The sequence below is a fragment of the Glycomyces dulcitolivorans genome (genome assembly GCF_003265355.1).
GTDB lineage: Bacteria > Actinomycetota > Actinomycetes > Mycobacteriales > Micromonosporaceae > Glycomyces > Glycomyces dulcitolivorans.
The window spans coordinates 1-25,201 of sequence record NZ_QFRW01000093.1 but is presented as its reverse complement, the minus strand read 5'-3'; the positions used below and the strand labels follow the sequence as shown (position 1 = coordinate 25,201).

Here is a 25,201-nt window from a genome sequence, read left to right as displayed (position 1 = left end):
CGCGCTCGTGGACCTCAAGCGCGACTAGCCGAACCGAAAGGGCCCGGATCGCACCTCCTACGAGAGGTGCGATCCGGGCCCTGTGCGCACTCAGCCCTTGACGGCGCCGATGATGACGCCCTTCTTGAAGTGCTTCTGCACGAACGGGTAGATGATCAGCGCGGGGATGATCGCGATCATGACGATCGCCATCTTCACCGCGAGCGTCGGCGGCGCGGTGCTCAGGCCCGAGGCCTGCGGCAGCGGCGAGGACTCGACCACGTACGTGCGCAGCACGAGCGCGAGCGGCCACTTCGAGGTGTCGTCGAGGTACAGGAACGCGTTGAACCAGTTGTTCCAGTACGCGACCGCGTAGAACAGCGTCACCACCGCGATCACCGCCTTCGACAGCGGCGCCACGATCTGCCACAGCACCCGGAACTCCCCGGCCCCGTCGATGCGCGCCGCGTCGAACAGCTCCTGCGGCAGGCTCATGAAGAACGCCCGCAGCACCACGACGTTGAACGCCGACACCGCCATCGGCAGGATCATCGCCAGGTAGTTGTCCCGCAACCCGATCGCGCTCACCCACAGGTAGACCGGGATGAGGCCCGGGAAGATCACGAACATCAGCAGGACCGAGAACAGCACCGTCCGGTGCCCGAACGACCCCGGCCGCGACAGCGAGTACGCGCCGAGGATCGACACGACCACGCTGATCGTCGTCCCGACCGCCGTGATCCCCAGGGACACCAGGAGGCTGCGCAGGACCACCGGGTTGCGGAACATCTGCTCGTACGCCTCGAAGGTGATCCCGTCGCCGGGCCAGACCACGAGTCCGCCGACGCGGTTGACCGTCTCCGAACTCGACAGGCTCGTCAAGGCGATCGTGTAGAGCGGGAACAGGATCAGCAGGGCGATCACGATGATGCTCGCGCCCTTCAGCGCCTGCCCTCCGACCGTGGGCTTCTCTTCCCACGCGGCCCGTTTCGCATTGGCGCTCATGACTTCGAGTACACCCCCCGTTCGCCCAGCAGGTGGGCGGCCTTGTTGGCGGCCAGGATCAGCACGAGCCCGACCACGCCCTTGAACAGCCCCGCCGCGGCCCCGTAGTCGAAGTCGCCGGTGCGGACGCCGCTGTAGTACACGAACGTGTCGAACACTTCGGACGCCTGCGACCCGACCGCGCTGCGCTGCAGGAAGAACTGCTCGAACCCGACGTTCAGCGCGTCGCCGAGCCGCAGGATCAGCAGCAGCACGATCACCGGCCGGATGCCCGGCAGCGTGATGTGCCACAGCCGCCGCCACCGCCCGGCCCCGTCGACCGCGGCGGCCTCGTACAGGTTCGGGTCGATCGCGGCCAGGGCCGCGAGGAAGATGATCGCCCCGAACCCGGCCTCCTTCCAGATCGCCTGCGAGGTCACCAGCAGGATGAACGTGTCCGGATTCGTCATCCAGTCGACGCCCTCGAAACCGTTGGCCCGCAACGTCTGGCTGAGCAGGCCCGCGCCGCCGAGCATCTGCTGGAAGATCGCGATGACGAGCACCCAGGAGAAGAAGTACGGCAGGTAGACCACGCTCTGGAGCATCGACCGCAGCCGCTCGGACACCAGCGAGTGCATGAGCAGCGCGAGCGCGATCGGCACCGGGAAGTAGAAGACCACCTGGAACGCGGTGATCGACAGCGTGTTCACCAGCGCCCGCGTGAACGCGGGGTCGGCGAACAGCAGCTGGAAGTGCGTGAACCCCACGATGGTGGATCCGAAGATCCCGCCGGTGTAGGGCTTGTAGTCCTGGAACGCGATGACGTTGCCCAGTGCGGGGATCCACCAGAACCCCCACACCAGCAGCATCATCGGCGCCGCCATGAGCAGCAGCGGCCAGTCCCGCTTCAGACGGGCGCTCACAGTCGGTCGTTGTCCTCCGCGACGCCGGTGTAGTACTCGCGGGCGGAATCGCCGACCTTCGCGCGCCAGTCGTCCACAATGCCCGGCCAGTCGGCCACTTCGCGCTGGCCGCGGTAGATCTCGTGGAAGGCGTCCTTCATCGGCTCGTTCTCGGCCGAGAGGTCGGAGGGCATCTCGACGCGCAGGCCCTGGAACGGGCTGTCGTCGAGGGCCGGCGCGGCGGTGGTCTCCCACTCGTGCAGGCGCTCGACCATGCCCGGGTACTGGAACTTGTTGTTCGCGTTCGCGCGCCCGGACAGGAACATGTAGGTGGGGGCGACCTCGGTCTGGCCCAGCTCGGTGCGCTGGGGCACGCCCTCGGCGTCGACGGTGAAGTGGACGCCTTCGACGCCGTCGGAGACCAGGTCGTACTCGACGGTGCCGTACGGCGCCGAGCACCAGTTGGCGACCCGCAGGCACTCCTTGACGCGCTCCTCGGAGAGGTCCTTCTTGATGAAGGTGAACATCCCGGCGGGGTCGTCGCGCCAGATCGTGGCGGCGCCGCCGGCCTCGCGGGCGAGCGGGTCCACGATCTGGAGGTCGAAGCCCTCGACGCCGCGGTAGGTCTGGAACATCTCGTGCCAGGCGCCGACGCCGTCCTCGAAGAACACGGCCTGCCCGGAGCCGATGAGCTCCTTCGCGTTCGTGCTGCGGTCGGCCACGTAGTCGGGGTGGACCAGGCCCTTGTCGAAGGCCTGGCGGGTGAACTCGATGGCGTCGGCGAACGCCTGGGTCTCGAACTTGTGGACCAGCTTCCCGTCCTCGATCCTCCACAGTGTCGGGACGCCCATGGCCTCCTGAACGGTCTGGTCGAGGCTCGCGAACGCCCAGCGGTTGTTCGAGGGGTCGTTGACCTCCTCGGCGATCGCCAGCAGCTCTTCGAGGTTCGTGGGGTGCTCCAGGCCCAGCTCGTCGAGGATGTCCTGGCGGGTGAACAGGGCGTTCGTGTACGGCGACCGCTCCCAGGGGATGCCGAGGAGCTTGCCGCCGAAGACGCCCATGGCCCAGGCGGCCGTGGGGTAGGAGGCGAGGAGCGGGTAGTCCTTGGCCTTGTCCCCGGCGAGGTAGGGCGAGAGGTCGGCGAACAGCTCGTTCGCGGCCTCGCCGAAGTCGGAGATGTTCACGATCTCCCAGCCGGGGATCTGGAACATGTCCGGGACGTCGCCGCCGGCGAGCGTGGTGGTGATCTTGTCGAGGTAGTTGTTGCCGTCGGCGATGTTGAACACGACGGTGCCGCCGAGGATCCCGTTCACGGTGGTGAAGTACGAGTTGTCGGGCAGGCCCGGCGGCGTCGGGTTCCACAGGGGAGTGATCGCGGTGATGTCCTCGCCGGTGGTCATCGGCGGCTCGGCGATCGCCTGGACCGGTTCGGCCGGGCGCGAGAGGAAGCCGGGGGTGACGGTGCCGTCGGCCTGGCCGGGGAGGTCGGGCGCGATGCCGCCCTCGTACGGCGTGTACGTCGGCAGGAGCTCGGCGAGCTCGTCGGACCCGGCGGCGGTGCCCTCGGGCCCCTCGTCGAGTTCGCCGCAGGCCGCGAGCGAGGTCGCGGCGGCGGCGCCCGCCCCGACTTGGAACAGCGACCGGCGGTCGAGGCGGAACAGTGATCGGCTCGGGTTGTCGCCCATGGGGATGCCTTTCATCGGGGGATGCAGGTGCTCTTCGCCGAAGGCCGGTGGTGCGAAGGTCGGAAGCCGTTATGTTTGTCGTACGTCCAAACTAATATAACTACATCGATGGGAAACGCAAGGAGCCCGGGTCGACGTTCGTCGATCCGGGCTCGCGGTGTTCGGTGCTTACATGTCGCGGTATCGCTTGGCGGCCTTCAGGAGCGGCTCGATGACCTCCGGCGTCACCTGGCGCGCGGCCGGCACGGCGTCGAAGGAGAACTTCTCGGTGAAGAACACCCCGTACGCAGGGGTGTCGCGCTGGAAGCGCCAGCCCTCGGCCAGCGGGCCGACGTCGTAGGCGCCGTAGCCGAGCGAGTCGAGGAAGTCGGTGACCGTCTTCTTGGCGGCCGCGTCGTCACCGGCGATCGCCAGGACCGAGCGCTCGGGGTCCCCGGCCGGGCGGGCCAGCTCGCCCACGTGCCCCTGGTAGATATTGTTGAAGCCCTTGACGACGAACGACTCCGGCAGGTGCGCCTGGAGCAGCTCCGACACGGTGGTCGACTCGTCGTCGAGCTCGGCGATGTGGCCGTCGCGCTCGGGGTAGTAGTTGTTCGTGTCGAAGACGACCTTGCCGCGCAGCTCCTCGACCGGGACGGTCTTGTAGGCCTTCAGCGGGATGGTCACGACGACCAGGTCGCCCGCGGCCGCGGCCTCGGCGGGCGTCGCGGCGCGGGCGTTCGGCCCCAGCTCCGCGACGAGGTCCGCGAGCGTCTCCGGCCCGCGGCTGTTGCTCAGGACCACGCTGTGCCCCGCCTTGACGGCGAGGCGCGCGATGGCGCCGCCGATGTTGCCGCTGCCGATCAATCCGATTGTGCTCATACTCGTGTGCAACTAGTGAACGGGCGCCTGAATTCCCCCATTGAGGGTGTTCTGCACCATGCCCCGGGAACGCGAGGGTTATTCGATTCGAGGTCGCCCCCGGCTGCAAGGGTGCCTTCCGGGTGCGACAGCGCCCGGGAATGCGAGCGGAAACGCGAGGAAGGCGCTTGACCGGCCCGCGACTTTATGCTTAAAATCGCCCGCGGCGCGACCAGTGACGACCAGTGACGATCGGAGGCGGCGCATGGGCGGCACCCCCGACGGGCGACGCAAGGCCAGCATGGCCGACGTCGCCGACCGCGCCGGCGTCTCGGTCATGACCGTCTCGAACGTCATCAACCGCCCCGAGGTCGTCGCCGAGGCCACCCGCGCGAAGGTCCACGCCGCCATGGCCGAGCTGCGGTACCGCAACAACCTCGTCGCCCGCAGCCTCCGCCTCGCCCAGCCGCGCCAGATCGGCTACGTCCTCCCGCACATCGACACCGTCGGCAACCAGTACATGGACGTCTTCCTCCACGACCTCGCCGCCGCCTGCCAGACCGCCGACCGCAACCTCACCCTCATCACCCAGCAGGACCCCGCCGCGCTCATGGGCGTGTGCGAGGACCTGTACTTCGGCCAGTCCGTCGCCGGGTTCGTCATCTCCAACGTCGGCCCCGCCGACCCGCGCCCGGTCGAACTCCACGCCCGCGGCATCCCCTTCGCCGCCTACGGCCGCACCGACCGCGCCTTCGACAGCCCCTGGTCCTGGGCCGAAGGCGATGCCGCCCAAGGCATCGAGCTCGCCGTCCAGCACGTCCACGACCGCGGCCACCGCGAACTCGCCTACATCGGCGCCAACCGCAACAGCGTCACCATGGTCCAGCGCGAGAACGGCTACCGCGACGCCTGCGAGCGCCTCGGACTCCACTCCTCGACCGCTGACGCCCGGATCGCCCCCAGCGGCAGCGACCTCGCCTCCGGCGTGCGCCTCACCGCCGACCTCCTCGACTCGCCGAACCCCCCGACCGCGATCATCTGCAAGGCCGACACCCTCGCCGCGGGCGCGGTGATCACCCTCCAGGCCCGCGGCCTCGTCCCCGGCCGCGACGTGGCCGTCACCGGCTACGACGACACGCCCCTCACGGGATTCGGCCCGGTCGGCATCACCTCCGTCCGCCAGGCCTCCGCCGAGATCGCCGCCGAACTCGTGCGCCTGGTCATCACCAGGACCGAGACCCCCGAACACGTGCTGCTGGCGCCGACCCTCACCGTCCGCTCCAGCACGGACCGGTCCGCATGAACCGGACCGAAACCGAATACACCCGCCGCTTTATAAGCTCACAACGCATAAAACACTCATAAGGAGCACCACTGCATGTCCAATGCACCGATCCGCGCCGTCATCTGGGGCGAGAACCGCCACGAGCAGGTCGAGCCGTCCGTGGCCGAGCGCTACCCCGACGGCATGCACGGCGCCATCGCCAAGGGCGTCGGCGAATGGCTGGGCGACAAGGCCGTCATCACCACCCACACCCAGGACGAGCCCGAGCACGGCCTGACCTCCGACGTCCTCGACGCCACCGACGTGCTCGTCTGGTGGGGCCACGCCGCCCACGGCGAGGTCGCCGACGAGGTCGTCGACCGCGTCCACCGCCACGTCCTCGCCGGCATGGGCCTGGTCGTCCTCCACTCCGGACACTGGTCGAAGATCTTCACGAAGCTCATGGGCACCACCTGCACCCTGCGCTGGCGCAGCGAGCACGACCGCGAACTGGTGTGGACCGTCAACCCGCAGCACCCCATCGCCCGCGGCATCCCCAACCCGATCGTCATCCCCGAGCAGGAGATGTACGGCGAGTACTTCGACGTCCCCACCCCCGACGAACTCATCTTCATCTCCGGGTTCACCGGCGGCGAGGTCTTCCGCTCCGGCATGACCTACCGCCGCGGCTTCGGCCGGATCTTCTACTTCAGCCCCGGCGACCAGGACTTCCCCGTCTACCACCACCCCGACGTCAACCACGTCATCGCCAACGGCATCGAATGGGCCCGCCCCGACCGCGAGCGCGAGACCCCCACCCTCCTGCGCTACGACACCGACGACTTCTTCAACGGCCAGGGCTACCGCGGGGCGTTCGAACGATGAGCTTCCAAACCCTGACCTCCGAAGGGCCCCTTCGCCTCGTCGTGGTCGGCGCCGGCGGCATGGGCCGCGCCTGGATGCACACCATCGAGGCCGACCCGGACACCGAACTTGTCGGCATCGCCGACCTCTACCCGGCCGCCACCGAGTCCGCCGCGGCCGACCTCGGCCGCGACATCGCCACCGGCACTGATCTTGAAACCGGCACCGACGCGGTCGAACTCGCCAAGCGCACCGGCGCCGACGCGATCGTCAACGCCACCATCCCCGAAGCCCACCACCCGGTCACGATCGCCGCCCTCAAGGCCGGGCTGCCGGTCCTGGGGGAGAAGCCGGTGGCCGCCACGGTCGCCGAGGGCATCGCGCTCGCCGCCGCGGCCGAGCTGACCGGGCACCTGTTCATGGTCAGCCAGTCCCGCCGCTACAACCGCGGCCTCTTCCAGGCCAAGCGGCAGCTCGAATCCCTGGGGCGCATCGGGATCGTCGCGGTCGACTTCTTCAAGGCCCCGCGCTTCGGCGGCTTCCGCGACGAGATGGACAGCCCGCTCCTGCTCGACATGGCGATCCACCAGTTCGACATGGCGCGCTTCCTCCTCGACGCCGACCCCGTCGCGGTCGTCTGCGAGGAGTACAACCCGCCGTGGTCCTGGTACGCCGGGAACGCGGCCGCCACCGCCGCCTTCGAGATGGAGGGCGGCGCGAGGTTCACGTTCAACGGGTCCTGGTGCAGCCCCGGCTTCGAGACCTCCTGGAACGGCGCCTGGCGCGTCTCCGCCGAGCACGGCACCACCGTGTGGGACGGCGACGGCGACCCGCAAGCGGACCCGGAGTCCAAGGCCGTCGCCGAGGACCCCGGCGACGGCATCGCCGGGTCCCTGCGCGAGTTCACCGCCGCGCTGCGCACCGGCCGCGAGCCGATGGGCCGCGTCCACGCGAACCTCCTCAGTCTCGCCATGGTCGAGGCCGCGATCCGCAGCGCCGCCGAGGGACGGCGCGTCTCGATGGACGAGATCCTCGACGGCTCTTACGACACCGCGCTCGCGGCAACGACGGACGCCGATATCCTCACCGTGTTGCACAGCTGGCCGTCGGTCCGCGACGGCCTGAACCGAGGGAGCCGCAGTGACTGAGAAGCTTCGCATCGGCATGGTCGGGTACGCCTTCATGGGCGCGGCCCACTCGCACGCGTGGCGCACCGCGCCGCGCTTCTTCGACCTGCCGCTCGGCATCGAGATGACCGCCCTCGCCGGGCGCGACCCCGAGCGGGTCGCCGCCGCCGCGGTCAAGCTCGGCTGGGACTCGGTCGAGACCGACTGGCGCCGCCTCATCGAGCGCGACGACATCGACCTCATCGACATCTGCGTCCCCGGGAACCTGCACGCCGAGATCGCGATCGCCGCGCTCGAAGCGGGCAAGCACGTGCTGTGCGAGAAGCCCCTGGCGAACTCCGTCGAAGAGGCCGAGCTGATGACCGCCGCGGCCGAGGCCGCGAAAGCCCGTGGCGTCCTTGCCATGTGCGGGTTCAGCTATCGCCGCACCCCGGCGCTGTCGCTCGCCAAGCGCCTGGTCGACTCGGGCGCGCTGGGGGAGATCCGCCACGTGCGGGCGCAGTACCTCCAGGACTGGCTCACCGACGAGAACGCGCCCCTGACCTGGCGCCTCGACAAGTCGAAGTCCGGCTCGGGGTCCCTCGGGGACATCGGCGCGCACATCATCGATGCGGCGCAGTGGATCGCGGGTTCGAACGTCACGGGCGTCTCGGCGATCCTGGAGACCTTCGTCAAGGAGCGCCCGGTCGGCGGCGACTTCGTGGGCCTGGGCGGTCACGGCGGCACCGACGGTCCGAAGGGCCCGGTCACCGTGGACGACGCGGCGGTCTTCACGGCGCGGTTCGACAACCAGGCGATCGGCGTCTTCGAGGCCACCCGCTTCGCGCTCGGCCGCAAGAACGCGATGCGCCTGGAGCTCAACGGCTCCAAGGCTTCCCTGGCGTTCGACTTCGAGGACATGAACTCGCTGTGGTTCTACGACTCGGGCGAGGGCCCCAACTCCGGGTTCCGCAAGATCCAGGCCACCGAGCCCGAGCACCCGTACACCGGGAACTGGTGGCCGGTCGGGCACGGCCTCGGGTACGAGCACGCCTTCACCCACCAGGTCGTGGACCTCACCAACGCCATCGCGGCGGGCGAGCAGCCGACCCCGTCGTTCCCCGACGCGCTCCAGGTCCAGAAGGTCCTGGCCGCGGTCGAGGCGAGCGCCGGCGACGAGAGCCGCTGGACCGCAGTCTGATCCGAGAAGGGTCCGTCCGCCGAAACCCGGTGGACGGGCCCTTTACGCTGCAAGGCATGGACACCCTGCTCAACGTCGTGGACGTCGAGGCCACCTGCTGGGACGGTCAGCCGCCCGCCGGGGCCGTCAGCGAGATCATCGAGATCGGCCTCACCGTCGTGGACCTTGCTACCCGCGAACGCGTCTCGAAGCACCGCATCCTGGTCCGGCCCCGCCGCTCGCGCGTCAGCGAGTTCTGCACCGAGCTCACCGGCCTCACCCAGGCCGAAGTGGACACCGGCGTCGAGTTCGCCGAAGCCTGCCGCCTCCTCACCGGTGAGCACCGCGCCGACTCGCGTCCGTGGGCCAGCTGGGGCGACTACGACCGCAACCAGTTCCAGCGCCAGGCCAAGGCCACCGGCACTCGATACCCGTTCTCCGGCCGCCACACCAACGTCAAGCTCCGCTTCACCGAGGCGCGCGGCCTCAAGCGCCGCCCCGGCATGCACACCGCCCTCGACATCGCCGGCCTCCCGCTCGAAGGCCGCCACCACAGCGGCGCCGACGACGCCTGGAACATCGCCGCGCTCGTGCTCGGCCTGGTCGAGTCCGGCGACTGGGTTCAGCCGGTGTAGCGCCTGCGGAAGTCGCTGGGGCTCATGCCGTGGTGGCGGCGGAAGACGCGCGAGAAGTAGAAGGCGTCGTCGAAGCCCAGGTCGAAGGCGATCTCGGTGACCGTCGCGTCGGTGGCGTCGAGGAGCTGCCGGGCGCGGGCCATGCGCAGGGCGGTGTGGTGGGCGAGGACGCCGCCGCCGGTCGCCTTGCGGAACAGGGCGCCCAGGTGCGAGGGCGAGACGCCGACGAGGCTCGCCAGGTCCGAGACCTTCACCTTGCCGTCGAGGCGTTCGGCCAGGTAGTTCATGGCCCGCTGGAGCGGGTCGCCGGGTTCGGGCAGGAGCCGGTCGACGTTGATCTGGGTCAGGAGCTTCCACGCGGCCCCGGCCGCGCCGAGGAGGCGGACGGGGGACTGGTCGCGTTCGAGGCCGGTGACGATCTCGTCGAGGAGGGCCACGGCGCGGTCGATGGCGCGGACCGGGACGACGGGCCGGTCGGCCGTGGCCTCAAGGCTTTCGATGAGTTCGGCGACGTCGGTCCCGGCGAGGTGCGCCCACCAGATCGTCCAGGGGTCGCGCGCGTCGGCCCCGTACTCGTGCGGGACGCCGCTGGGGATGACGAGCGCCTGCCACGCCCCGAGGCGGTGCATGGCCGAGCCGACGCGGGCCCAGCCGGTGCCGGAGGTGCAGACGATGAGGATCGCCTCGTCGATGCCGCGCGGGCGCTGCATCCGGTGGTCGGCGGCGGCCGGGTAGCAGCCCGCGTCGGTCACCAGGAGTCGGCGCGTGACCGGCCGCCGCAGCGCCTCGGCGACCTGCGGGCGCGGGACCACGACCATGCGGTGCCCGCGGAAGCCCTCTGCGATCGGCATGCGCCAATACAACACGCCTGGCGGCGGATCGTCCAGGGACGTTGCTCTCACCGGCGGGCCGGGCATGCGCCCGGCCCGCCGATCGCTTATGCGCGCGGCATCCGCAGCGTCACGAGCTGGAACGGCCGCAAGGCGAGCGACACCGAGCCGCCGTCGACGCCGGTCACGGCCGCCTGCTCGCTCTCGCGCTCCAGCAGGTCCGTCTCGGCCACCGACGCTGCCGTGAAGCCCAGCTCCAGCACGGCCTCGGTCCGCGTCCCGTGCGCCTCGTAGAGGCGCACGACCACGTCGCCGGAGCCGTCCTCGGCCAGCTTCACGGTCTCCACCACCACGGCCGGGTTCGCGACCGACACCAGCGGCGCGACCGCGCCCGCCGCGGCGGCCCGCAGCGGCAGGTTGAGCCGGTACCCGGTCCGCACGGCCTCGGCGACGCCGCCGGGCACGAGCGAGGTGCGGAAGACGTGCGCGCCCTGGTCGGCCTCGGGGTCGGGGAACAGCGGGGACTTCAGGAGCGTCTGGCGCACCACCGAGAACGTGCCGCCGCCGCTGCGCGCGTGCCGCGTGACGTCGTGTCCGTAGGTCGCGTCGTTCGCCACGCCCAGGCCCCAACCGGCCTCGGCGACGTGCACCCAGCGGTGCGCGCACGTCTCGAACCGGGCCTCGTCCCAGCTGGTGTTGGTGTGCGTGGGCCGGTCGATGTGCCCGAACTGGATCTCCGAGCGGGCCGATGAGGTGTGCACGTCCACGGGGAACGCGAACTTCAGCATGTGCTGGCGCTCATGCCAGTCCACAGTGGTCTCGATGTCGACCGCGCCGCGCCCGGCCTCCAGCGTGAACGTCTGGACGATCGCCGAGGAGCCGAAGGTCCGCGCGACGCGCACGACCGCGCGGTCGCCGCCGTCCTCGACGACCTTGACGTCGTCGGCCGCCACCAGGTCGCGGCCCGAGCGCCGGTACTCGATGTCCACGTCCCACGCGTCGTACTGGCGCGGCGTGTCGGTGAAGACCTGGAGCAGCCCGCCCTTCTCGCCCGGCGGCACGGTCTCGCGCCCGGTCGCCTTGTCCACCAACGAGATGATGAGCCCGTCGGCGTCGAGGACCAGGACGACCGCGTCGTTCGCGACCGTGATCGAGCCTTCCGACTGCTCGACGCTGACCGACCCGTCGACTCGCCTCGGCCCGACCCCGAACGCGGGTACGCCGTCCACTTCGTATGGACCGGAGTTCACGAACCCGCCCTCGCCACCGGCGCCGAGCGCTTCGACCGCACCGGTGATCACCGGCTCCAGGTCCGCCTCGATCTGCGCGTACTCCTTCGCGGCCTGGTCGTACACCCAGCCGATCGACGAGCCCGGCAGGATGTCGTGGAACTGGTTGAGCAGCACCGTCTGCCAGGCGCTGCGCAGCAGCTCGTGCGGGTACGCCGCGCCGGTGCGCACGGTCGCGGTCGCGGCCCACAGCTCGGCCTCGTGCAGGAGCGCCTCGCTGCGGCGGTTGCCGCGCTTGGTGCGCGCCTGCGACGCGTACGTGCCGCGGTGGTTCTCCAGGTACAGCTCGCCGCTCCACACCGGACGCGACGACAGTTCCGCCTCGGCGTCCTCGAAGAACACGATCGGCGGCGCGATCCGCACCGCGGGCGACCCCTCCAGGTCCACCGCGCGCCGCGCGGCGGCCATCATCTCGCGGGTCGGCCCGCCCCCGCCGTCGCCGAACCCGAACGGCACCAAGGACATGTTCGCGCGGCCCTTGTCCGCGAAGTTCCGCTCCGTGTGCGCCAGCTCGGCGGCCGACAGCTTCGAGTTGTACGTGTCCACCGGCGGGAAGTGCGCGAAGATCCGCGTCCCGTCGATGCCCTCCCAGTCGAAGGAGTGGTGCGGGTACTTGTTGACCTCGTTCCACGACAGCTTCTGCGTCAGGAAGTACCCGGCCCCGGCCGCGCGCGCGATCTGCGGCAGCGCCCCGGTGTACCCGAACGAGTCCGGCAGCCACACCTCGCGGGTGTCGATCCCGAACTCCTCCAGGAAGAACCGCTTCCCCTCCACGAACTGCCGCGCCATCGCCTCCGCGCCGGGCATGTTCGTGTCCGACTCGACCCACATCCCGCCGACCGGCACGAACCGGCCCTCGGCGACCCGGGTCTTGATGCGCGCGAACAGCTCCGGGTAGAACTCCTTGATCCACGCGAACTGCTGCGCCGACGAGCACGCGAAGATGAGGTCCGGGTCGGCGTCCATCAGCTCCAGCACGTTCGCGAACGTGCGCGCGCACTTGCGCACCGTCTCGCGCACCGGCCACAGCCACGCCGAGTCGATGTGCGCGTGCCCCACCGCGTACACCCGGTGGGCGCTGCGCGCCGCCGGCGACTCCAGCACCCGCCGCAGCGCCTTGCGCCCCGCGACGGCCGTGCCGTGCACGTCGTGCGGGTGGACCGCGTCGACCATCGCGTCGAGGGCCGCGAACAGCTCGGCCCGCCGCGGCGAGCCCTCCGGCAGCTCCAGCGCCAGGCCGCGCACCGTCGCCACGTCCTGCACCAGCTCCCACACCGTCGCGTCCCGGTGCACGACCGCGATCCGGCCCAGTCGGTAGATCGGCGTGTCGGGTGCGGTCTCCCAGCGGCCCAACGGGGTCGGCGCGTACCGCTCCCCGGTCATGAACACGTCCGGATTCGCCGCGGCCTCCACGTACAGCTCGAACGACTCGCCCGGCGCCAGTTGCAGCCGCACGTAGTCGTTCTTCGGCTCGATCGCCTTCAGCGCCTTGCCGGACCCGTCGAACACGAGGGCCTCCACCTGGAAGCCCGCACCCTCGCCGATGAACCCCGGGTTCACCTCAAGCTCGACCTCGCCGCGCTCGGCCGACCACTCGGCCGGCACGGTCCCCGAGACCCGGAACCACACCGTGCCCCAGGCCCGGCCCCACGCGTGGCCCTCCTCGACCGGCGCGTACTCCTGCGCGACGGCCTCGGCGAACGGCACCGGCTCGCCCGGCGCCGCCCACGCCTCGACCCGGACCGGCGCGCTCGCCCGCGCCTTCGCCGGTTCCAGCCGCTCCCGCACGAAGCGGTCGAGACGTTCCCTGACGGCCTGCTGCTGCTGATGCAATGGAGACTCCCTGGTGGCGAAGGGTACTGAGCATTGGCGTTGCCGGGTCCGGCCCCGAGCCGATTCACCCGGAGCCGATGCGAGTCTAGGCCCCCGCGGGCGCTGCGCGAAACGGGCGAAGCCGGGCCGTACGCATCAGTCGAAACGTCCAGGGTCCGCGTCGAGAAAGCCATTCACTCCCCGCCCCCGCCGTCCCTACGATCCTCGTGGTCGCCGTCGACCGGCGAGCGGCGACCGGTGCCCACCCGTCCCCGACGAACAGGAACCGCCGAGCATGAGACCCACCCGCCTCGCCTCCATCGCCGCCACCGCCGTCCTCGCCGCGACCGCCGCCGCCTGCGGCGCCTCCGCCGACGGCGGCACCGTCGTCCAGTGGTGGACCTGGGACGAGAAGCAGGCCCAGTCCTGGGAGAAGTGCGTGCCCGCCTTCGAGGACGCCAACCCCGGCGTCACCGTCGAGATCTCCCAGTACGCCTGGGACGACTACTGGACCAAGCTCACCTCCGGCTTCGTCGCCGGCAGCGCCCCCGACACGTTCATGGACCACATGAACAACTACCCCGAGTACACCTCCCAAGGCCAGCTCCTGCCCCTCGACGACTACATCGACTCAACCGGCTACGACCTCGACCGGCTCGCCGTCGGCGTCCCCACCTGGACGTACACCGACGGCAGCGTCTACGGCCTCCCCAAGGACTGGGCCACCGTCGCCTTCTACTACAACGCCGACATGCTCGCCGACGCCGGACTCACCGCCGACGACGTCGCGAACATGACCTGGAATCCCGACGACGGCGGCACCTTCGAAGACGTCATCGCCCGCCTCACCGTCGACGAGAACGGCGTCCGCGGCGACGAACCCGGCTTCGACCCCGAGAACGTCGCCGTCTACGGCATCAACTCCCTCGGCTCCGGCGGCGTCAACGGCCAGGACACCTGGGCCAACTTCGCCGCCACCACCGGCTGGACCCTCGGCGACGAGGACAACTGGCCCACCACCCTCCGGTACTCCGACCCCCGCTACGTCGCCACCGCCGAATACCTCCGCGGCCTCTCCACCCGCGGCCTCACCCCCGCCGAAGGCGAGTTCACCCTCGGCCAGGCCGAGCAGCTCGGCTCCGGCTCGGTCGCCATGGTCCAGTCCGGGTCCTGGAACGCCACCAGCTTCTACGCCCTCCCCGACCTCACCGTCGGCATCGCGCCCAGCGTCATCGGCCCCGAAGGCGAGCGCCGCGCCATGGCCAACTCCAACGCCGACTCCATCTGGGCCGGCACCGAGCACCCCGACGAGTCCTTCGCCTGGATCGCCTACATGAACTCGCCCGAATGCCAGGACCTCGCCGGCGCCGACGGCAGCTTCTTCCCGTCCATCGCCTCCTCCATGGCGATCACCACCGAATCCCTCGCCGCCCAAGGCATCGACGTCACCCCGTTCACCGCCCAGTTCGAGGCCGGGACCCTCTTCCAGACCCCCGCCTTCGAACACGGCCAGGAGATCGGCGACGCCGTCTCGCCCCTCTCCGAAGCGTTCTTCACCTTCGAACGCGAATCCGACGTCTTCACCGAGATGGACGAGGCCAGCCGCGAGATCCTCGCCCAGTAGCCCCCCGGCCCCGGACCGCGCCGCGGTCCGGGGCCCCGACACGGCATGTGATCCGACCGCCCGCACCCTGCGAAAGCCCCCGACACCCCGCTATCCTCGTCCGCATGGACGATTCACCCAGTCATAAACCCTGGCTCACCTCGGGGCGGCCACAGCCGGTCCCGGCTTCGCAGCGAGGTGAGCGTTGAGCACAGAAGTCTGGGGCATCCTCGCGGGTGCCGTACTGACCATCGGTACCGGACTGTTCGTCGCCTCCGAGTTCGCCCTGGTCAACCTCGACCGGCCCGAACTGGAGCGCCGGCAAGAGCGCGGCGAGAAGGGCCTCGGCCCGACCATCAAGGCGCTGAAAGTCACCTCCACCCACCTCTCCAGCGCGCAGCTGGGCATCACCCTCACGACCCTGCTCGCGGGTTACACGTTCGAGCCGGCCATCAGCTCGCTCCTGCGCGAACCGCTCCTGGGCCTGGGCGTCTCCGAAGGCGCCGTCGGCCCCATCGGCGCGGTCGTCTCCATCGTCGTCGCCACCCTGTTCTCGATGATCCTCGGCGAGCTGGCGCCCAAGAACTTCGCGCTGGCCGTCCCCCTCGCCACCGCGAAGCTCGTGGTCCCGTTCCAGCTCGGCTTCACGTACGTGTTCAAGCCGATCATCGTGCTGTTCAACGGCACCGCGAACCGCACGATCCGCGCGATGGGCATCGAGCCGAAGGAGGAGCTCTCGGGCGCGCGCAGCGCCGAGGAGCTGAGCTTCCTCATCCGCCGCTCGGCCACCGAGGGCTCGCTCGACCGCGACGAGGCCGCGATGCTGCACCGCACGCTCACGTTCTCCGCCTACACCGCCGACGAGGTCATGACCCCGCGCGTGAACGCGGTGACCTTGGAGCGCACGGCGACCGCCGCCGACGTGATCGCCGAAGCGGCCCGGACCGGGCACTCCCGGTTCCCCGTCCTCGGCGAGGACGTCGACGACGTCATCGGCATCGCGCACGTCAAGACCGCGTACGCCGTCGAGTTCGACCGCCGGGGCGCCGTCCCGGTCACCGAGCTCATGTCCGAGCCGCTGAAGGTCCCCGAGACCGCCGGCGTCGGCTCGCTCCTGGGCACGCTGCGCGGGCGCGGCTTCCAGATCGCGGTGGTCGTCGACGAGTACGGCGGCACCGCCGGGATCGTCACGCTCGAAGACCTGGTCGAGGAGCTCCTCGGCGAAGTCCACGACGAGCACGACCGCCGCCAGAACCTCATCGTCAAGCACGCCGACTCGATCGTCCTCTCGGGGTCCCTGCGCCCCGACGAGCTCTGGGAGCGCGCGGGCGTGCGCATCCCCGAGGGCGAGGACTACGAGACCGTCGCGGGCTACGTCCTCGACATGCTGGAGCGCATCCCCGCGCTCGGCGAGGAGGTCCGCCTCGACCGCGGGCTCCTGCGCGTGGACCGCCTGACCGGGTCCCGCATCGACCGCCTCCGCTACCTGCCCGACGACCCGGCCACCGACCCGGCCTTCGGCGGGACGCGCGAGCGCATCCTGGAGACGTTCGAGCAGGAGGCCGACCGATGAGCGAGTACCTTCCCGGACTGGTCTGGCTGGTGGTCCTCCTGGTCGCCAACGCCTTCTTCGTGGGCGCGGAGTTCGCCGTCATCTCGGCGCGCCGCTCCCAGATCGAACCGCGCGCCGCCGAGGGCAGCCGCGCGGCGAAGACGACCCTGTGGGCCATGGAGCACGCGACGCTCATGCTGGCGACCAGTCAGCTCGGCATCACCGTGTGCTCCCTGGTGATCCTGAACGTCTCCGAACCGGCCATCCACCACCTGCTCGAATACCCGCTCGGCTGGACCGGGCTGACCCCGGCCGCCGTCTCGGGGATCGCGTTCGCGGTGGCGCTGCTGGCGGTGACGTTCCTGCACGTCGTCTTCGGCGAGATGATCCCGAAGAACATCGCGTTCTCGGTCCCCGACCGGGCCGCGCTGATCCTGGCGCCGCCGCTGGTGTTCGTCTCGCGGGTCGTGCGGCCCCTGATCTGGGTCCTGAACGCGATCGCGAACGGCATCGTGCGCCTGTTCCGCGTGGAACCGAAGGACGAGGCCCAGAGCGCTTACACGATCGACGAAGTGGCGACGATCGTCGAGGAGTCGCAGCGCGAGGGCACCCTCGTCGACGACTCCGGAACCATCACGGCCGCTTTCGAGTTCACCGAGAAGAAGGTGGAGGACGTCGAGGTCCCGATGAAGGACCTGGTGCTGCTCCCGGCCGACCCGACGCCGCGCCAGGTGCAGGCGGCGGTCTCCGAGAGCGGCTACTCCCGCTACGTCATCCGCAACGGCGGCACGCCGCACACGTACCTGCACCTCAAGGACGTCCTCGACCTCACCGACCTCGACGCGCCGATCCCCGCGGACCGCATCCGCGACCTGCCGACGGTCGAGGCCGCGGCCGAGCTCGAAGACGCGCTCGCGCAGATCCGCTCCCAGAACGCCCACGTCGCCCGCGTCATCGGCGCGGCGGGCGCGACCACCGGCGTCCTCTTCCTGGAGGACATCATCGAAGAGCTGATCGGCGAGGTCCAGGACGCCGCCAGCGCGTGAACGATCCGGCAGCGCAGAGCCTTCTGCGCGGCCGGTCTCCGTTCACAGGCAGGTGTTCCCCTGCTCGGCGTAGAGCGTGAACGCGACCGTTCCGTCGTCGCCGATCGCGGGCACGGTGTTCCAGAAGTCCACTGTGCACCGTCCGTCGAGAGCGGACTCGCCGTCGAACCCGAGGGCCGTCCCGGTCCCGGTGAGGAGCACGGTCCCGGGTTCGACCACGTCGAGTCGCAGGTCGCGGCCGAAGCGGACCTTCGGATAGGTCTCGACGGCCCACTCCAGGGCGCCGACCTCGGTGAACTCCTTGTGCCCGTCGTAGGCGACGCCGTAGCTGTAGGCCGCGCTGAACGGGCAGCCGGCGGGGGCGATCTCCGTGCTCGCGGCGCAGGAGTCGATCCACGCGGCGACGGCCTCGTTGACCCGCGTCTCGAATGCCGCGCTGTCGACGAGCGGCCCGGTGATCAGCGCGTCCAAATCGACCGTGTCCGTGCCGAAGCCCCCGCTGTGGGCGCCGGGCATGGCGAGGAGCGGCAGTCCGCCGTCGAATTCGGGGACGTTCGCGAAGAGCGCGTAGGAGCCCGGGTAGAGCGCGATCGGGGCCGGGAACTCGTCGACGGTCTCCACCTGCTCGCGGACGCCGTTGATCTCCGTGGAGGTGAACAGGGGGGTGCCGGTCTGGAGGTAGACGTACGGGTTCGCGATGCGCAGGTCGCCTTCGGTGCCCTCCAAACGGAACGCGCCTTCTGCGCGGACGCTGCCTGCGGCGATGACGGCGTGCACGGTGATCTCGGTGGCCGACTTGAGCTCGACCGACTCGATCGTCCAGTCGCCCGACAGCGCCTCGGCGGTGAGCCAGGAGGCGTCGGCCTCCATGCCGTACGAGTGGGAGACGAGTGATTCGGCCTCGTCCACATCCCCGTCCTGAAGCGCCTCAAGGTAAGCGGTGACGACCCGGACGGGAGCGGGCTCCTGGCCGGCGATGAAGACGACGGGCAGCGCGATCAGGAAGACCAGGATCGCGACAAGCGCCTCCGCGAGGATCGACCAGCGCCGCGGGTAGGCCCACTTCACGATTCCGGCGCGCATGCGGGCCCCCTTCACTCGGTGCCCCGGCACGAGTCGGTCACGACCTCGCCGAGCGGGGCGAGCTCGATCGTGCCGTCGGGGGCGATCACGACGACCAGGGGCCGGCCGTCGAAGCGGCAGGCCGCGGTGAACGGCTCCCGGCCGTCATAGCCCACGTTCGCCGTGCCCTGCAACGTGATCAGGCCCGGATCGGTGAACTCCACCTGAAGGATCGGCTCGTCGTAGAGCCCGACGCCCGGCGCGACGGCCGCGGTCGGGTACCGCTCGACGGTCCAGGTCACGTCCTGCGGGTCGTACACCCGGACCTGCTCGGCGGTGTCGATCTGCCCGTCAGTCGCAAAAGGACAACCAGTCGGGGCGATCAACCGGTACTCGACGCACGAGTCGACGTACTCGTTCACGGCCGCTTGCAGTGAAGCGGCTTCCACTCCGCTGGGAAGCGGCGTGCCGATGGTCGCGCCCGCCCCGCCGTCGTTGTCGCCGAGCAGGGCGACCTGCTCGCCGCCGAAGAACCGGTAGACGCCCGGCAGGAGCGTCAGGGTCCGCTGCGCCTGGCGGTTCTGCCAGGCCGACCAGGTCGTCTCGACCTGCATCGGCACCGTCAAGTCGTTGACCTGCACCGAAAGATATGAGGAGGCGGTGATCGTGACGGTCTGGAACGGGTCCTGGAGGGTGAACTCGCCGTCGTACTCGTCGACGCCGAAGGACCCCTGGGCCGTCCCCTCCTCGGTCCCGATCGTCACGGTGACCGGCTCGGGGAACCCGGCGAGGCTCTCGGGCTGCTCGACCGCGAGCAGCTCCCACTCCCCGATCGCCTCGGGCCGCAGGAACGCGGCCGCGGGCCCGGTCGGGATCGCGGTGCCGACGAACTCGTAGGCCCGGTCGAGGTCCTTGTCCTGCAAGGCCTCCATGAACGCCGTCACCACTTCCACCGCGTTGCTCGGTTGGCGCGCGACCTGCCAGACGCCGAGCGGCATCATCGACAGGGCGGCGAACAGCACGATCCAAAGGACGCGCATGCTTTCGCGTTCGGTCTGGGGCATGGTGGGCACATCCGGGGCTCGGGGCGGGACCGGTCCGAGGATAGCGAGGGCCTGCCAGGTGGCGGTGCGCCGTTATCGTGCGAGGCGAGCACCCGACCGCCCATTGGAGGCCGCATGTCCACGGACCCCGACACGCTCCCGCTGTGGCGCGAGTTCCGGAGCTGGCCGCGGACCGTGCAGGCCGGCCTCGCGGTCCTGGCCGCGGCGATCTTCTCGGCGACCTTCTTCATCGAGGCGGTCCTCGCATACGACTTCCCCGATGAGTCCACCTGGCCCTCGGGGGAGATCCCTGAAGGCGTCCCGATCGACGCGGCCGTCAACCCCGTCGGGGAAACGCTCCCCGAAGGCGTCGACCGCTACGCCGGCGAACCCCTCTGGACCGCGGAAGCGGTTGAGGGCGAACAGATCGCGCACCTCGGCCAGGACACCCTCCGGCTCACCGACGAACGCTTCGCACTCGAACGCGACGGCGACACCGTCTGGTCCCGCGACTGGAAGGAGTACGGCGTCGAGATCGCCGTGGCCGGCGACGTCGTCGTCCTCTCCCTTCCCATGGGCGACCTCGCCGACGAGGACTACGACTGGCCCGGCCGCCAGGACACGGTCGCCCTCGACCTTGCGACCGGCGACGAGCTCTGGCGCGACCAGGAGGCCTCGTTCGTCTCGGTCTTCGCCGACGCGGTGATCATGACCGAGTGCACCGGCGAGCAGGACGACCACGTCGGCGACTGCACCATGTACGCCCGCGACCCCGCCGACCTGTCCCTCCAGTGGTCCACCCCGACCTACGCGAGCGCCCGCGTCGTCCAGGAAACTCCCTGGACCGGCGAACCCGCCCCGGACCACCTCCTCGTCGAGTCCTTCCCGACCGGCAACGAGAGCCGGACCCTGACCGTCTATCAGGGCGGCGACAGCCTCGGCAGCGTCCCGACCGGCGGCGACGCCGTCCTCTCCGGCGACACCCTCATCGTCTACGACGACTGGGACGACAACCCGGCTGACGGATGCATCGCGGTTCTGGAGGGCTACCGGCTGGGCGAGTCGGACCCGGCCTGGCAGCTAGAGGCCATGACGAGGAAGACCGAAGACCTGACCTCCTGCGGAGGACTGCCGACAGTAGACCCGGTGGACAATCAACTCCCGCTGACGATCGATGGAAAACCCGCGATCGTAGACGCCCAAACCGGGGAAGCGACCTGGTCGGCCGAGGGAGAAGGCCAAGCAGTGGCGCTGTCCGGAACCAATATCGCGGTCATCGACTGGGAGACAGAGAAACTGAAGCTGTACGACACCAGCACGGACGCCGAACTGTGGAGCGCGAGTGCGAACTTCGGCAGCGGCGATCGCGCGACCGTAGTCGGCTCGACGCTGTGGCTGTACGGCGACGCGGGGATGTGGGGCTGGACCTCGTGCGACCTCTACGCCTACGACCTCGCTTCGGGCGCAGGCGTGGCGCTGCCGGGCACCGCGTCCTACTTCCTGCCGGGCGAAGTGGTCACGGCGACGGGCGAGTACGACCAGGAGACCTTGAACGCCTGGCCGTCCGACCTCTGGTGATCAGCGGGGCGGCGACGTACTGCCCCGCACGACCAGCTCGGTCGCCAGCTCGATGCGCTGCTGCGACAGCCGCTCGCCCGCCGACAACGCGACGACCGCACTCGCGGCGGCGGCGCCCATCGCCTTGAGCGGCTGGCGGATGGTGGTCAGCTTCGGGATCATCCACTCCGCCATGGGAAGGTCGTCGAACCCGACGACGCTCAAGTCCTCGGGAATCCGCACCCCCAGCTCAGCCGCAGCATGGTAAACCCCAAGGGCCATACCGTCATTGGAAGCGAAAACAGCAGTAGGCGGCTGGTCCATCCCCATCAACTCCAGGGTATGAACGAGCCCGTCCTCGATCTGAAAATCCCCATGCCGCTCAAGCGCCGGATCAATCTGCACCCCCGCAAGATCCATCCCGGCGCGAAACCCGTCCAACCGAGCCCGGCTGGCCTCCATATGATCCGGCCCGGTGATGACCGCAATCCGCCGGTGCCCCAACGCGATCAAGTGCCTCGCCGCGGCGAGCCCGCCGTTCCAGTTGCTCGCCCCGATCGAAGGCGCGTCATGCTCGGGATCGCCCGTCGGGTCCAGCAGCACCAGCGGAATGTCCCGGCTGTACAGGCGCTCGGTCTGCTCCGCGGTCAGCCCCGTGAACACCGAGACGACCCCGTGCGGCCTTCGCGCCAGCACGTCCTCGATCCAGCCCCGCCCCGGCACATGCCTGCCGCCCAGCTCGGAGACCACCACCCCGAGCCGATGCTCGCGGGCGACCTCTTCGACACCGTTCAGGATCTCGATCGCGTACAGGCCGGCCAGCTCATGGAACAGCACATCGATCAACGCCGCCGACTTCGCGGGCCGCCTCTGCCTGCGGTACCCGTGACTGCGGATGAGCGCCTCGATCTGATCACGCGTCACCGCCCCGACATCGGACCGGCCGTTCACGACCTTTGACACGGTTGCAGTGGAAACGCCCGCCAGCGCAGCCAGCTGGGCGATCGTAAGCGGGCCCTCGACATTGCGGACCGGCTCGGGGGAGGGGTTCATCGCGGCAGTCTATTCACCCGATGAAAGACCCCCGCTCCGCCACCGAGCCGGCGAAGGCCCTAGCGGCGGGCGCTGGCGACTTCGCGCTCGCGCTCGATGAAGTTCGCGACCTCGGCCGCGAACGTCTCGGCGTCCGCGGCGGCGAAACCGCTGGTCCCGCCGGTAGATCCCACCTGGGCCGAGACCTGCCCGGCGCCGGTGGAGGTCATCTCGGCGACCACGTCGCAGCTCGCGATGCAGAACAGCGAAAGCTTGTAGCCCTGGCCGCGGAACGCGTCCCGCAGGACTCGCGCACGAGAGGGCACGATGTCGCCAAGGCCGGGCCAGACGATGACATTCGGAGTCTGCACTTGAGGTCCTATCTGTTCAACCGGAGGCGATCCGACATCGCGCCCACCCACTAGGCACCTGCGTTCCCGCAGTTGGAGCGCGATATCCCCGCCTCCATCGTAGCTCGCGCACCCGCCCCCGCACCCCGCCTGCCGTTCTCCGCCCCCCTGAACCCGCACCTGCCAGCGTCCTAGCAGCAGATCGTTATACGCCCGTGACCAAACTCCGCGTAGGGCGGCACGCACGCGCGGGCCCCTCATCGATGCCATGCCGGCCCGTATCGGGCCCGACTTCCCTTCACGTCTTCACCACATTTTCACCACCGCCCCCTGGAACGATCTGCAATCAAGCACTCACTCATCTGGGTGTGCAACCAGAGAGAGCAGGTGAGCCACGTTGCTCAAACATTCGAACATCCGCCGAACACTGGCCGCAGCGGCGATCGGAGCCTTGCTGAGCGGCATCTTCGCCCTCAGCGCCCCGGCCGCCTCATGGGCCGAGGGAGCGGAGGCGCGCTCCGGCACCTCGGTCTCCTCGTTCGCCGGTGAGGTGGGCCTGATGGCGCACCCCAGCGGCTGCCGAGCCGAGATCCCCGCCGACTGGGGATCAGTCGCGACATGCAGCAGGCACAACGGCGGCTCCTTCCGGGCCCTGGTCCTTTGCCGCCACAGGGACGGCCGTATCACCGATGACACCGGCCCCTGGATGCGGTCCGGCTGGTCTCGGGCGTACTGCGAAGGAGACTCCAAGGCCGTCACCGCAGGGTTCGAGACGTCCTACTACGACCGCACCTGACAACGGCCGGCAAGATCGAGAAAGGACCAGAGAACATGAAGAAGTCGATCTACTCACTCCTCGCCGCATTGGCGCTGGCGGCGAGCATGCTCTTCGGCATCCCGGGCGGGGCCGGCGCGACACCTGAAGCCCCCGCGACCTACGAAGCGGCCGTGGATGACGTGTCGATCAAGGGATGGCCGACGGGCTGCCAAAGTGAAGGGGCCATCGGTCACGGCTGGCGCGTGAAGTGCAACAGGAGCAATGGCGGGTCCTGGCATGCGGTCGTGGTGTGCCAGCCCTGGGGAGTCGACGACACCTACCAGCGCTTCGGTCAGTGGCGGACCAGCGGGTGGTCGACCGCCTACTGCTCTCCTCAGAGCTCTGCCATCAACGGATTCATGGTCCAGAGATCCTCCTAGGTCGCTCAATGCGAGCGGGGCCGCCGGGACGGGCGGCCCCGCTCGCCTAGTCCCCGATCTCCGCCAGCCGGGCTCGGAGCCCCTCCACGTCGGGATGCCCGATGCCCTCAAGCACCGCGATCGCCCGCGTCCACGCCTCCCGCGCGCCGCGCCGGTCGCCGGTCTCCAGGAGCGTCTCGCCTAGGTTCGCGAGCGCGGCGGCCTCCCCGAACCGATGTCCGACCTCGTGATTGAGGTCCACCGCGCGCTGGTGCTGGGCGACGGCCTCCTCGTGCCGCCCGAGCCTGCGATGGATGCACCCGAGGCTGTCGCGGATCGCGCCCTGTCCGGCCCGGTCTCCTGCGGCCTCCGCGAGCCTCAGCGCGGCCTCGCAGTCGGACAGGGCCTCTTCGTACGCCTCGTCGACGGTGGCGCGGTGCCAGCCGATCGAGCCGAGCGCGATCGCCTGGCCGCCGAGGTGCCCGGCCGACCGGTACAGGTCGAGCGCGCGGCGGTTGCACTCCAGGGCGGTGTCGCCCCGGCCCTGCCGGCGCCACATGTAGCCGCGCAGTTGGTGGACGTGGCCCTCCTGGATCTCGTATCCCGGCCTCCGGCACCGCTCCAGGGCCCGGTCGAGGAGTTCGTCCGCCTCGTCGAAATGGTCGAGGAGCGCGTGGGCGAACGCGAGGCGGTGCTGCACGCGCGAGAGGGCCTCGTGGTCGCCGAGCGGCTCGACGACCGCGTAGACACGCTCCCAGCACGCTTCGAGGTCGTGCCAGTGCCCGCTGCGGTGAAGGTAGTCGGAAGCGGTCCAGGCCAGCTGCCAGCAGCGGGCGTCATGACCGGACGCCGCGGCGTGCTCGACCGCAGCGAGGATCACGGCGTGCTCGGCGGCGAACCAGGCCATCGCGGCCCTGCCATCCTCCAGCGCCTCCGGCGCGGTGCCGGGACGGGCGGGCGCGGTCGCGACCCGGTCCCGGACGGGGTTGATCAGCCGCAGGCCCGCGGCGGCGGTGTGGAGGTAGTGGTCGAGGGTCCGCAGCACCGCCGCCTCCCGCTCGCCGTCCGCTTCGGCGAGGCCGGCGGCGTAGGCGCGCAGGAGGTCGTGGAGGGCGAACCGCCCCCGCGCGGCCTCGAACACGAGGCTCGCGTGGGCCAGTTCGCCGAGCAGCCGCTGCGCCTGCGCCGCATCGGTTCCCGCGAGGGAGGCCGCCGCGGCGGCGGTGAGGTCGGGGCCGGGGTGCGTGCCGAGGAGACGGAACATGCGGGCGGCCTCCGGTGACAGGGCCCGGTAGGACCACGAGAACACCGCCCGCACGTCGGTCGCCGGGTCGGGACCGGTGAACGCGTCGAGCCGGCCCGCCGCCTCGCGGAGGTCCGCGGCGAGCGCCGCGAGGGCGAAGCGCGGGT

The 25,201-nt window shown here is 70.2% G+C and carries 22 protein-coding genes; 11 read left to right on the top strand and 11 right to left on the bottom strand.

All coding sequences use genetic code 11. The features are described 5' to 3' along the window. Positions 1 to 90: 90 nt before the first annotated feature. The 4 genes from DI269_RS11395 to DI269_RS11380 all read right to left on the bottom strand — a co-directional run bounded on the left by DI269_RS11395 (position 91) and on the right by DI269_RS11380 (position 4,411). Positions 91 to 984 carry a carbohydrate ABC transporter permease gene (locus DI269_RS11395; protein ID WP_112135901.1) on the bottom strand — a complete coding sequence of 298 codons (894 nt, stop codon included), beginning with the start codon at positions 982 to 984 and terminating at the stop codon, positions 91 to 93. Continuing rightward, entirely contained in the window at positions 981 to 1,955 is a 975-nt protein-coding gene (locus DI269_RS11390) for an ABC transporter permease (protein WP_408612289.1), read from the bottom strand. The genes DI269_RS11395 and DI269_RS11390 overlap by 4 nt, the downstream gene beginning before the upstream one ends. After that, positions 1,883 to 3,550 (bottom strand): extracellular solute-binding protein, encoded by a 1,668-nt coding sequence (locus DI269_RS11385; protein ID WP_232822709.1) that lies wholly within the window; start codon positions 3,548 to 3,550, stop codon positions 1,883 to 1,885. The genes DI269_RS11390 and DI269_RS11385 overlap by 73 nt, the downstream gene beginning before the upstream one ends. A gap of 168 nt (positions 3,551 to 3,718) precedes the next feature. After that, positions 3,719 to 4,411, bottom strand: coding sequence for an NADPH-dependent F420 reductase (locus DI269_RS11380; RefSeq protein ID WP_112135897.1), 693 nt, complete (start codon positions 4,409 to 4,411; stop codon positions 3,719 to 3,721). 244 nt (positions 4,412 to 4,655) lie between these two features. Between DI269_RS11380 and DI269_RS11375 the strand changes: the two genes are divergently transcribed. The 5 genes from DI269_RS11375 (at position 4,656) to DI269_RS11355 (ending at position 9,439) form a co-directional block, all read left to right on the top strand. Then, a complete protein-coding gene (locus tag DI269_RS11375; protein WP_198667329.1) occupies positions 4,656 to 5,693 on the top strand; it encodes a LacI family DNA-binding transcriptional regulator in 1,038 nt (345 codons plus the stop codon). Between the two features lie 75 nt (positions 5,694 to 5,768). Next, the gene (locus DI269_RS11370; protein WP_112135892.1) at positions 5,769 to 6,539 is read left to right on the top strand and encodes a ThuA domain-containing protein; all 771 of its coding nucleotides are present in this window, start codon (positions 5,769 to 5,771) and stop codon (positions 6,537 to 6,539) included. Continuing rightward, positions 6,536 to 7,666: a Gfo/Idh/MocA family protein gene (locus DI269_RS11365; RefSeq protein WP_112135890.1), complete on the top strand. Its 1,131-nt coding sequence runs from the start codon at positions 6,536 to 6,538 to the stop codon at positions 7,664 to 7,666. The genes DI269_RS11370 and DI269_RS11365 overlap by 4 nt, the downstream gene beginning before the upstream one ends. A gap of 16 nt (positions 7,667 to 7,682) precedes the next feature. After that, positions 7,683 to 8,825, top strand: coding sequence for a Gfo/Idh/MocA family protein (locus DI269_RS11360; protein ID WP_112135980.1), 1,143 nt, complete (start codon positions 7,683 to 7,685; stop codon positions 8,823 to 8,825). 56 nt (positions 8,826 to 8,881) lie between these two features. Then, positions 8,882 to 9,439 carry a 3'-5' exonuclease gene (locus DI269_RS11355; RefSeq protein ID WP_112135888.1) on the top strand — a complete coding sequence of 186 codons (558 nt, stop codon included), beginning with the start codon at positions 8,882 to 8,884 and terminating at the stop codon, positions 9,437 to 9,439. Here the strand turns inward: DI269_RS11355 and DI269_RS11350 are convergent. Next, entirely contained in the window at positions 9,427 to 10,290 is an 864-nt protein-coding gene (locus DI269_RS11350) for a helix-turn-helix transcriptional regulator (protein ID WP_112135885.1), read from the bottom strand. The genes DI269_RS11355 and DI269_RS11350 overlap by 13 nt on opposite strands. A gap of 86 nt (positions 10,291 to 10,376) precedes the next feature. Further along, on the bottom strand, positions 10,377 to 13,391 hold the full coding sequence (locus tag DI269_RS11345; RefSeq protein WP_112135883.1) for an alpha-mannosidase: 3,015 nt from the start codon (positions 13,389 to 13,391) through the stop codon (positions 10,377 to 10,379). A 274-nt stretch (positions 13,392 to 13,665) separates the two neighbouring features. Here DI269_RS11345 and DI269_RS11340 point away from each other — a divergent pair, with 274 nt between their 5' ends. The 3 genes from DI269_RS11340 to DI269_RS11330 all read left to right on the top strand — a co-directional run bounded on the left by DI269_RS11340 (position 13,666) and on the right by DI269_RS11330 (position 17,571). Further along, positions 13,666 to 14,994, top strand: a complete 1,329-nt coding sequence (locus DI269_RS11340) for an ABC transporter substrate-binding protein (RefSeq protein ID WP_112135881.1) — start codon at positions 13,666 to 13,668, stop codon at positions 14,992 to 14,994. A 184-nt stretch (positions 14,995 to 15,178) separates the two neighbouring features. After that, positions 15,179 to 16,546: a hemolysin family protein gene (locus DI269_RS11335; RefSeq protein ID WP_112135878.1), complete on the top strand. Its 1,368-nt coding sequence runs from the start codon at positions 15,179 to 15,181 to the stop codon at positions 16,544 to 16,546. Continuing rightward, positions 16,543 to 17,571, top strand: a complete 1,029-nt coding sequence (locus DI269_RS11330) for a hemolysin family protein (protein ID WP_112135876.1) — start codon at positions 16,543 to 16,545, stop codon at positions 17,569 to 17,571. Before DI269_RS11335 ends, DI269_RS11330 begins: the two co-directional genes overlap by 4 nt. Before the next feature lie 42 nt (positions 17,572 to 17,613). On the opposite strand, the gene DI269_RS11325 is transcribed toward DI269_RS11330, so the two are convergent. After that, positions 17,614 to 18,654 (bottom strand): hypothetical protein, encoded by a 1,041-nt coding sequence (locus DI269_RS11325; protein WP_112135874.1) that lies wholly within the window; start codon positions 18,652 to 18,654, stop codon positions 17,614 to 17,616. An 11-nt stretch (positions 18,655 to 18,665) separates the two neighbouring features. After that, a complete protein-coding gene (locus DI269_RS11320; protein ID WP_112135872.1) occupies positions 18,666 to 19,697 on the bottom strand; it encodes a hypothetical protein in 1,032 nt (343 codons plus the stop codon). A 114-nt stretch (positions 19,698 to 19,811) separates the two neighbouring features. On the opposite strand from DI269_RS11320, the gene DI269_RS27015 reads away from it, so the two are divergent. Then, positions 19,812 to 21,254 carry a hypothetical protein gene (locus tag DI269_RS27015; RefSeq protein WP_157974905.1) on the top strand — a complete coding sequence of 481 codons (1,443 nt, stop codon included), beginning with the start codon at positions 19,812 to 19,814 and terminating at the stop codon, positions 21,252 to 21,254. Here the strand turns inward: DI269_RS27015 and DI269_RS11310 are convergent, their stop codons facing one another. Together DI269_RS11310 and DI269_RS11305 are read right to left on the bottom strand one after the other, a co-directional pair. Continuing rightward, entirely contained in the window at positions 21,255 to 22,286 is a 1,032-nt protein-coding gene (locus DI269_RS11310) for a LacI family DNA-binding transcriptional regulator (protein ID WP_112135869.1), read from the bottom strand. It lies immediately after the preceding gene. Positions 22,287 to 22,345: 59 nt separating this feature from the next. Continuing rightward, positions 22,346 to 22,636, bottom strand: a complete 291-nt coding sequence (locus DI269_RS11305; RefSeq protein ID WP_112135867.1) for a hypothetical protein — start codon at positions 22,634 to 22,636, stop codon at positions 22,346 to 22,348. Positions 22,637 to 23,066: 430 nt separating this feature from the next. On the opposite strand from DI269_RS11305, the gene DI269_RS11300 reads away from it, so the two are divergent. Together DI269_RS11300 and DI269_RS11295 are read left to right on the top strand one after the other, a co-directional pair. After that, a complete protein-coding gene (locus DI269_RS11300) occupies positions 23,067 to 23,411 on the top strand; it encodes a hypothetical protein (protein ID WP_112135865.1) in 345 nt (114 codons plus the stop codon). A 35-nt stretch (positions 23,412 to 23,446) separates the two neighbouring features. Continuing rightward, a complete protein-coding gene (locus DI269_RS11295) occupies positions 23,447 to 23,812 on the top strand; it encodes a hypothetical protein (RefSeq protein ID WP_112135862.1) in 366 nt (121 codons plus the stop codon). A gap of 46 nt (positions 23,813 to 23,858) precedes the next feature. Here the strand turns inward: DI269_RS11295 and DI269_RS11290 are convergent. Then, positions 23,859 to 25,201, bottom strand: a 1,343-nt coding sequence (locus DI269_RS11290) for a tetratricopeptide repeat protein (protein WP_157974904.1), incomplete at its 5' end; no start/stop codon positions are given.

Coding starts and splice junctions, on each gene's coding strand:
- DI269_RS11340 (WP_112135881.1), top strand. CDS start 13,666: ATGAGACCCACCCGCCTCGCCTCCATCGCCGCCACCGCCGTCCTCGCC.
- DI269_RS11355 (WP_112135888.1), top strand. CDS start 8,882: ATGGACACCCTGCTCAACGTCGTGGACGTCGAGGCCACCTGCTGGGAC.
- DI269_RS11320 (WP_112135872.1), bottom strand. CDS start 19,697: ATGCCCCAGACCGAACGCGAAAGCATGCGCGTCCTTTGGATCGTGCTG.
- DI269_RS11350 (WP_112135885.1), bottom strand. CDS start 10,290: ATGCCGATCGCAGAGGGCTTCCGCGGGCACCGCATGGTCGTGGTCCCG.
- DI269_RS11310 (WP_112135869.1), bottom strand. CDS start 22,286: ATGAACCCCTCCCCCGAGCCGGTCCGCAATGTCGAGGGCCCGCTTACG.
- DI269_RS11295 (WP_112135862.1), top strand. CDS start 23,447: ATGAAGAAGTCGATCTACTCACTCCTCGCCGCATTGGCGCTGGCGGCG.
- DI269_RS27015 (WP_157974905.1), top strand. CDS start 19,812: ATGTCCACGGACCCCGACACGCTCCCGCTGTGGCGCGAGTTCCGGAGC.
- DI269_RS11330 (WP_112135876.1), top strand. CDS start 16,543: ATGAGCGAGTACCTTCCCGGACTGGTCTGGCTGGTGGTCCTCCTGGTC.
- DI269_RS11385 (WP_232822709.1), bottom strand. CDS start 3,550: ATGGGCGACAACCCGAGCCGATCACTGTTCCGCCTCGACCGCCGGTCG.
- DI269_RS11375 (WP_198667329.1), top strand. CDS start 4,656: ATGGGCGGCACCCCCGACGGGCGACGCAAGGCCAGCATGGCCGACGTC.
- DI269_RS11380 (WP_112135897.1), bottom strand. CDS start 4,411: ATGAGCACAATCGGATTGATCGGCAGCGGCAACATCGGCGGCGCCATC.
- DI269_RS11365 (WP_112135890.1), top strand. CDS start 6,536: ATGAGCTTCCAAACCCTGACCTCCGAAGGGCCCCTTCGCCTCGTCGTG.
- DI269_RS11360 (WP_112135980.1), top strand. CDS start 7,683: ATGGTCGGGTACGCCTTCATGGGCGCGGCCCACTCGCACGCGTGGCGC.
- DI269_RS11370 (WP_112135892.1), top strand. CDS start 5,769: ATGTCCAATGCACCGATCCGCGCCGTCATCTGGGGCGAGAACCGCCAC.
- DI269_RS11395 (WP_112135901.1), bottom strand. CDS start 984: ATGAGCGCCAATGCGAAACGGGCCGCGTGGGAAGAGAAGCCCACGGTC.
- DI269_RS11325 (WP_112135874.1), bottom strand. CDS start 18,654: ATGCGCGCCGGAATCGTGAAGTGGGCCTACCCGCGGCGCTGGTCGATC.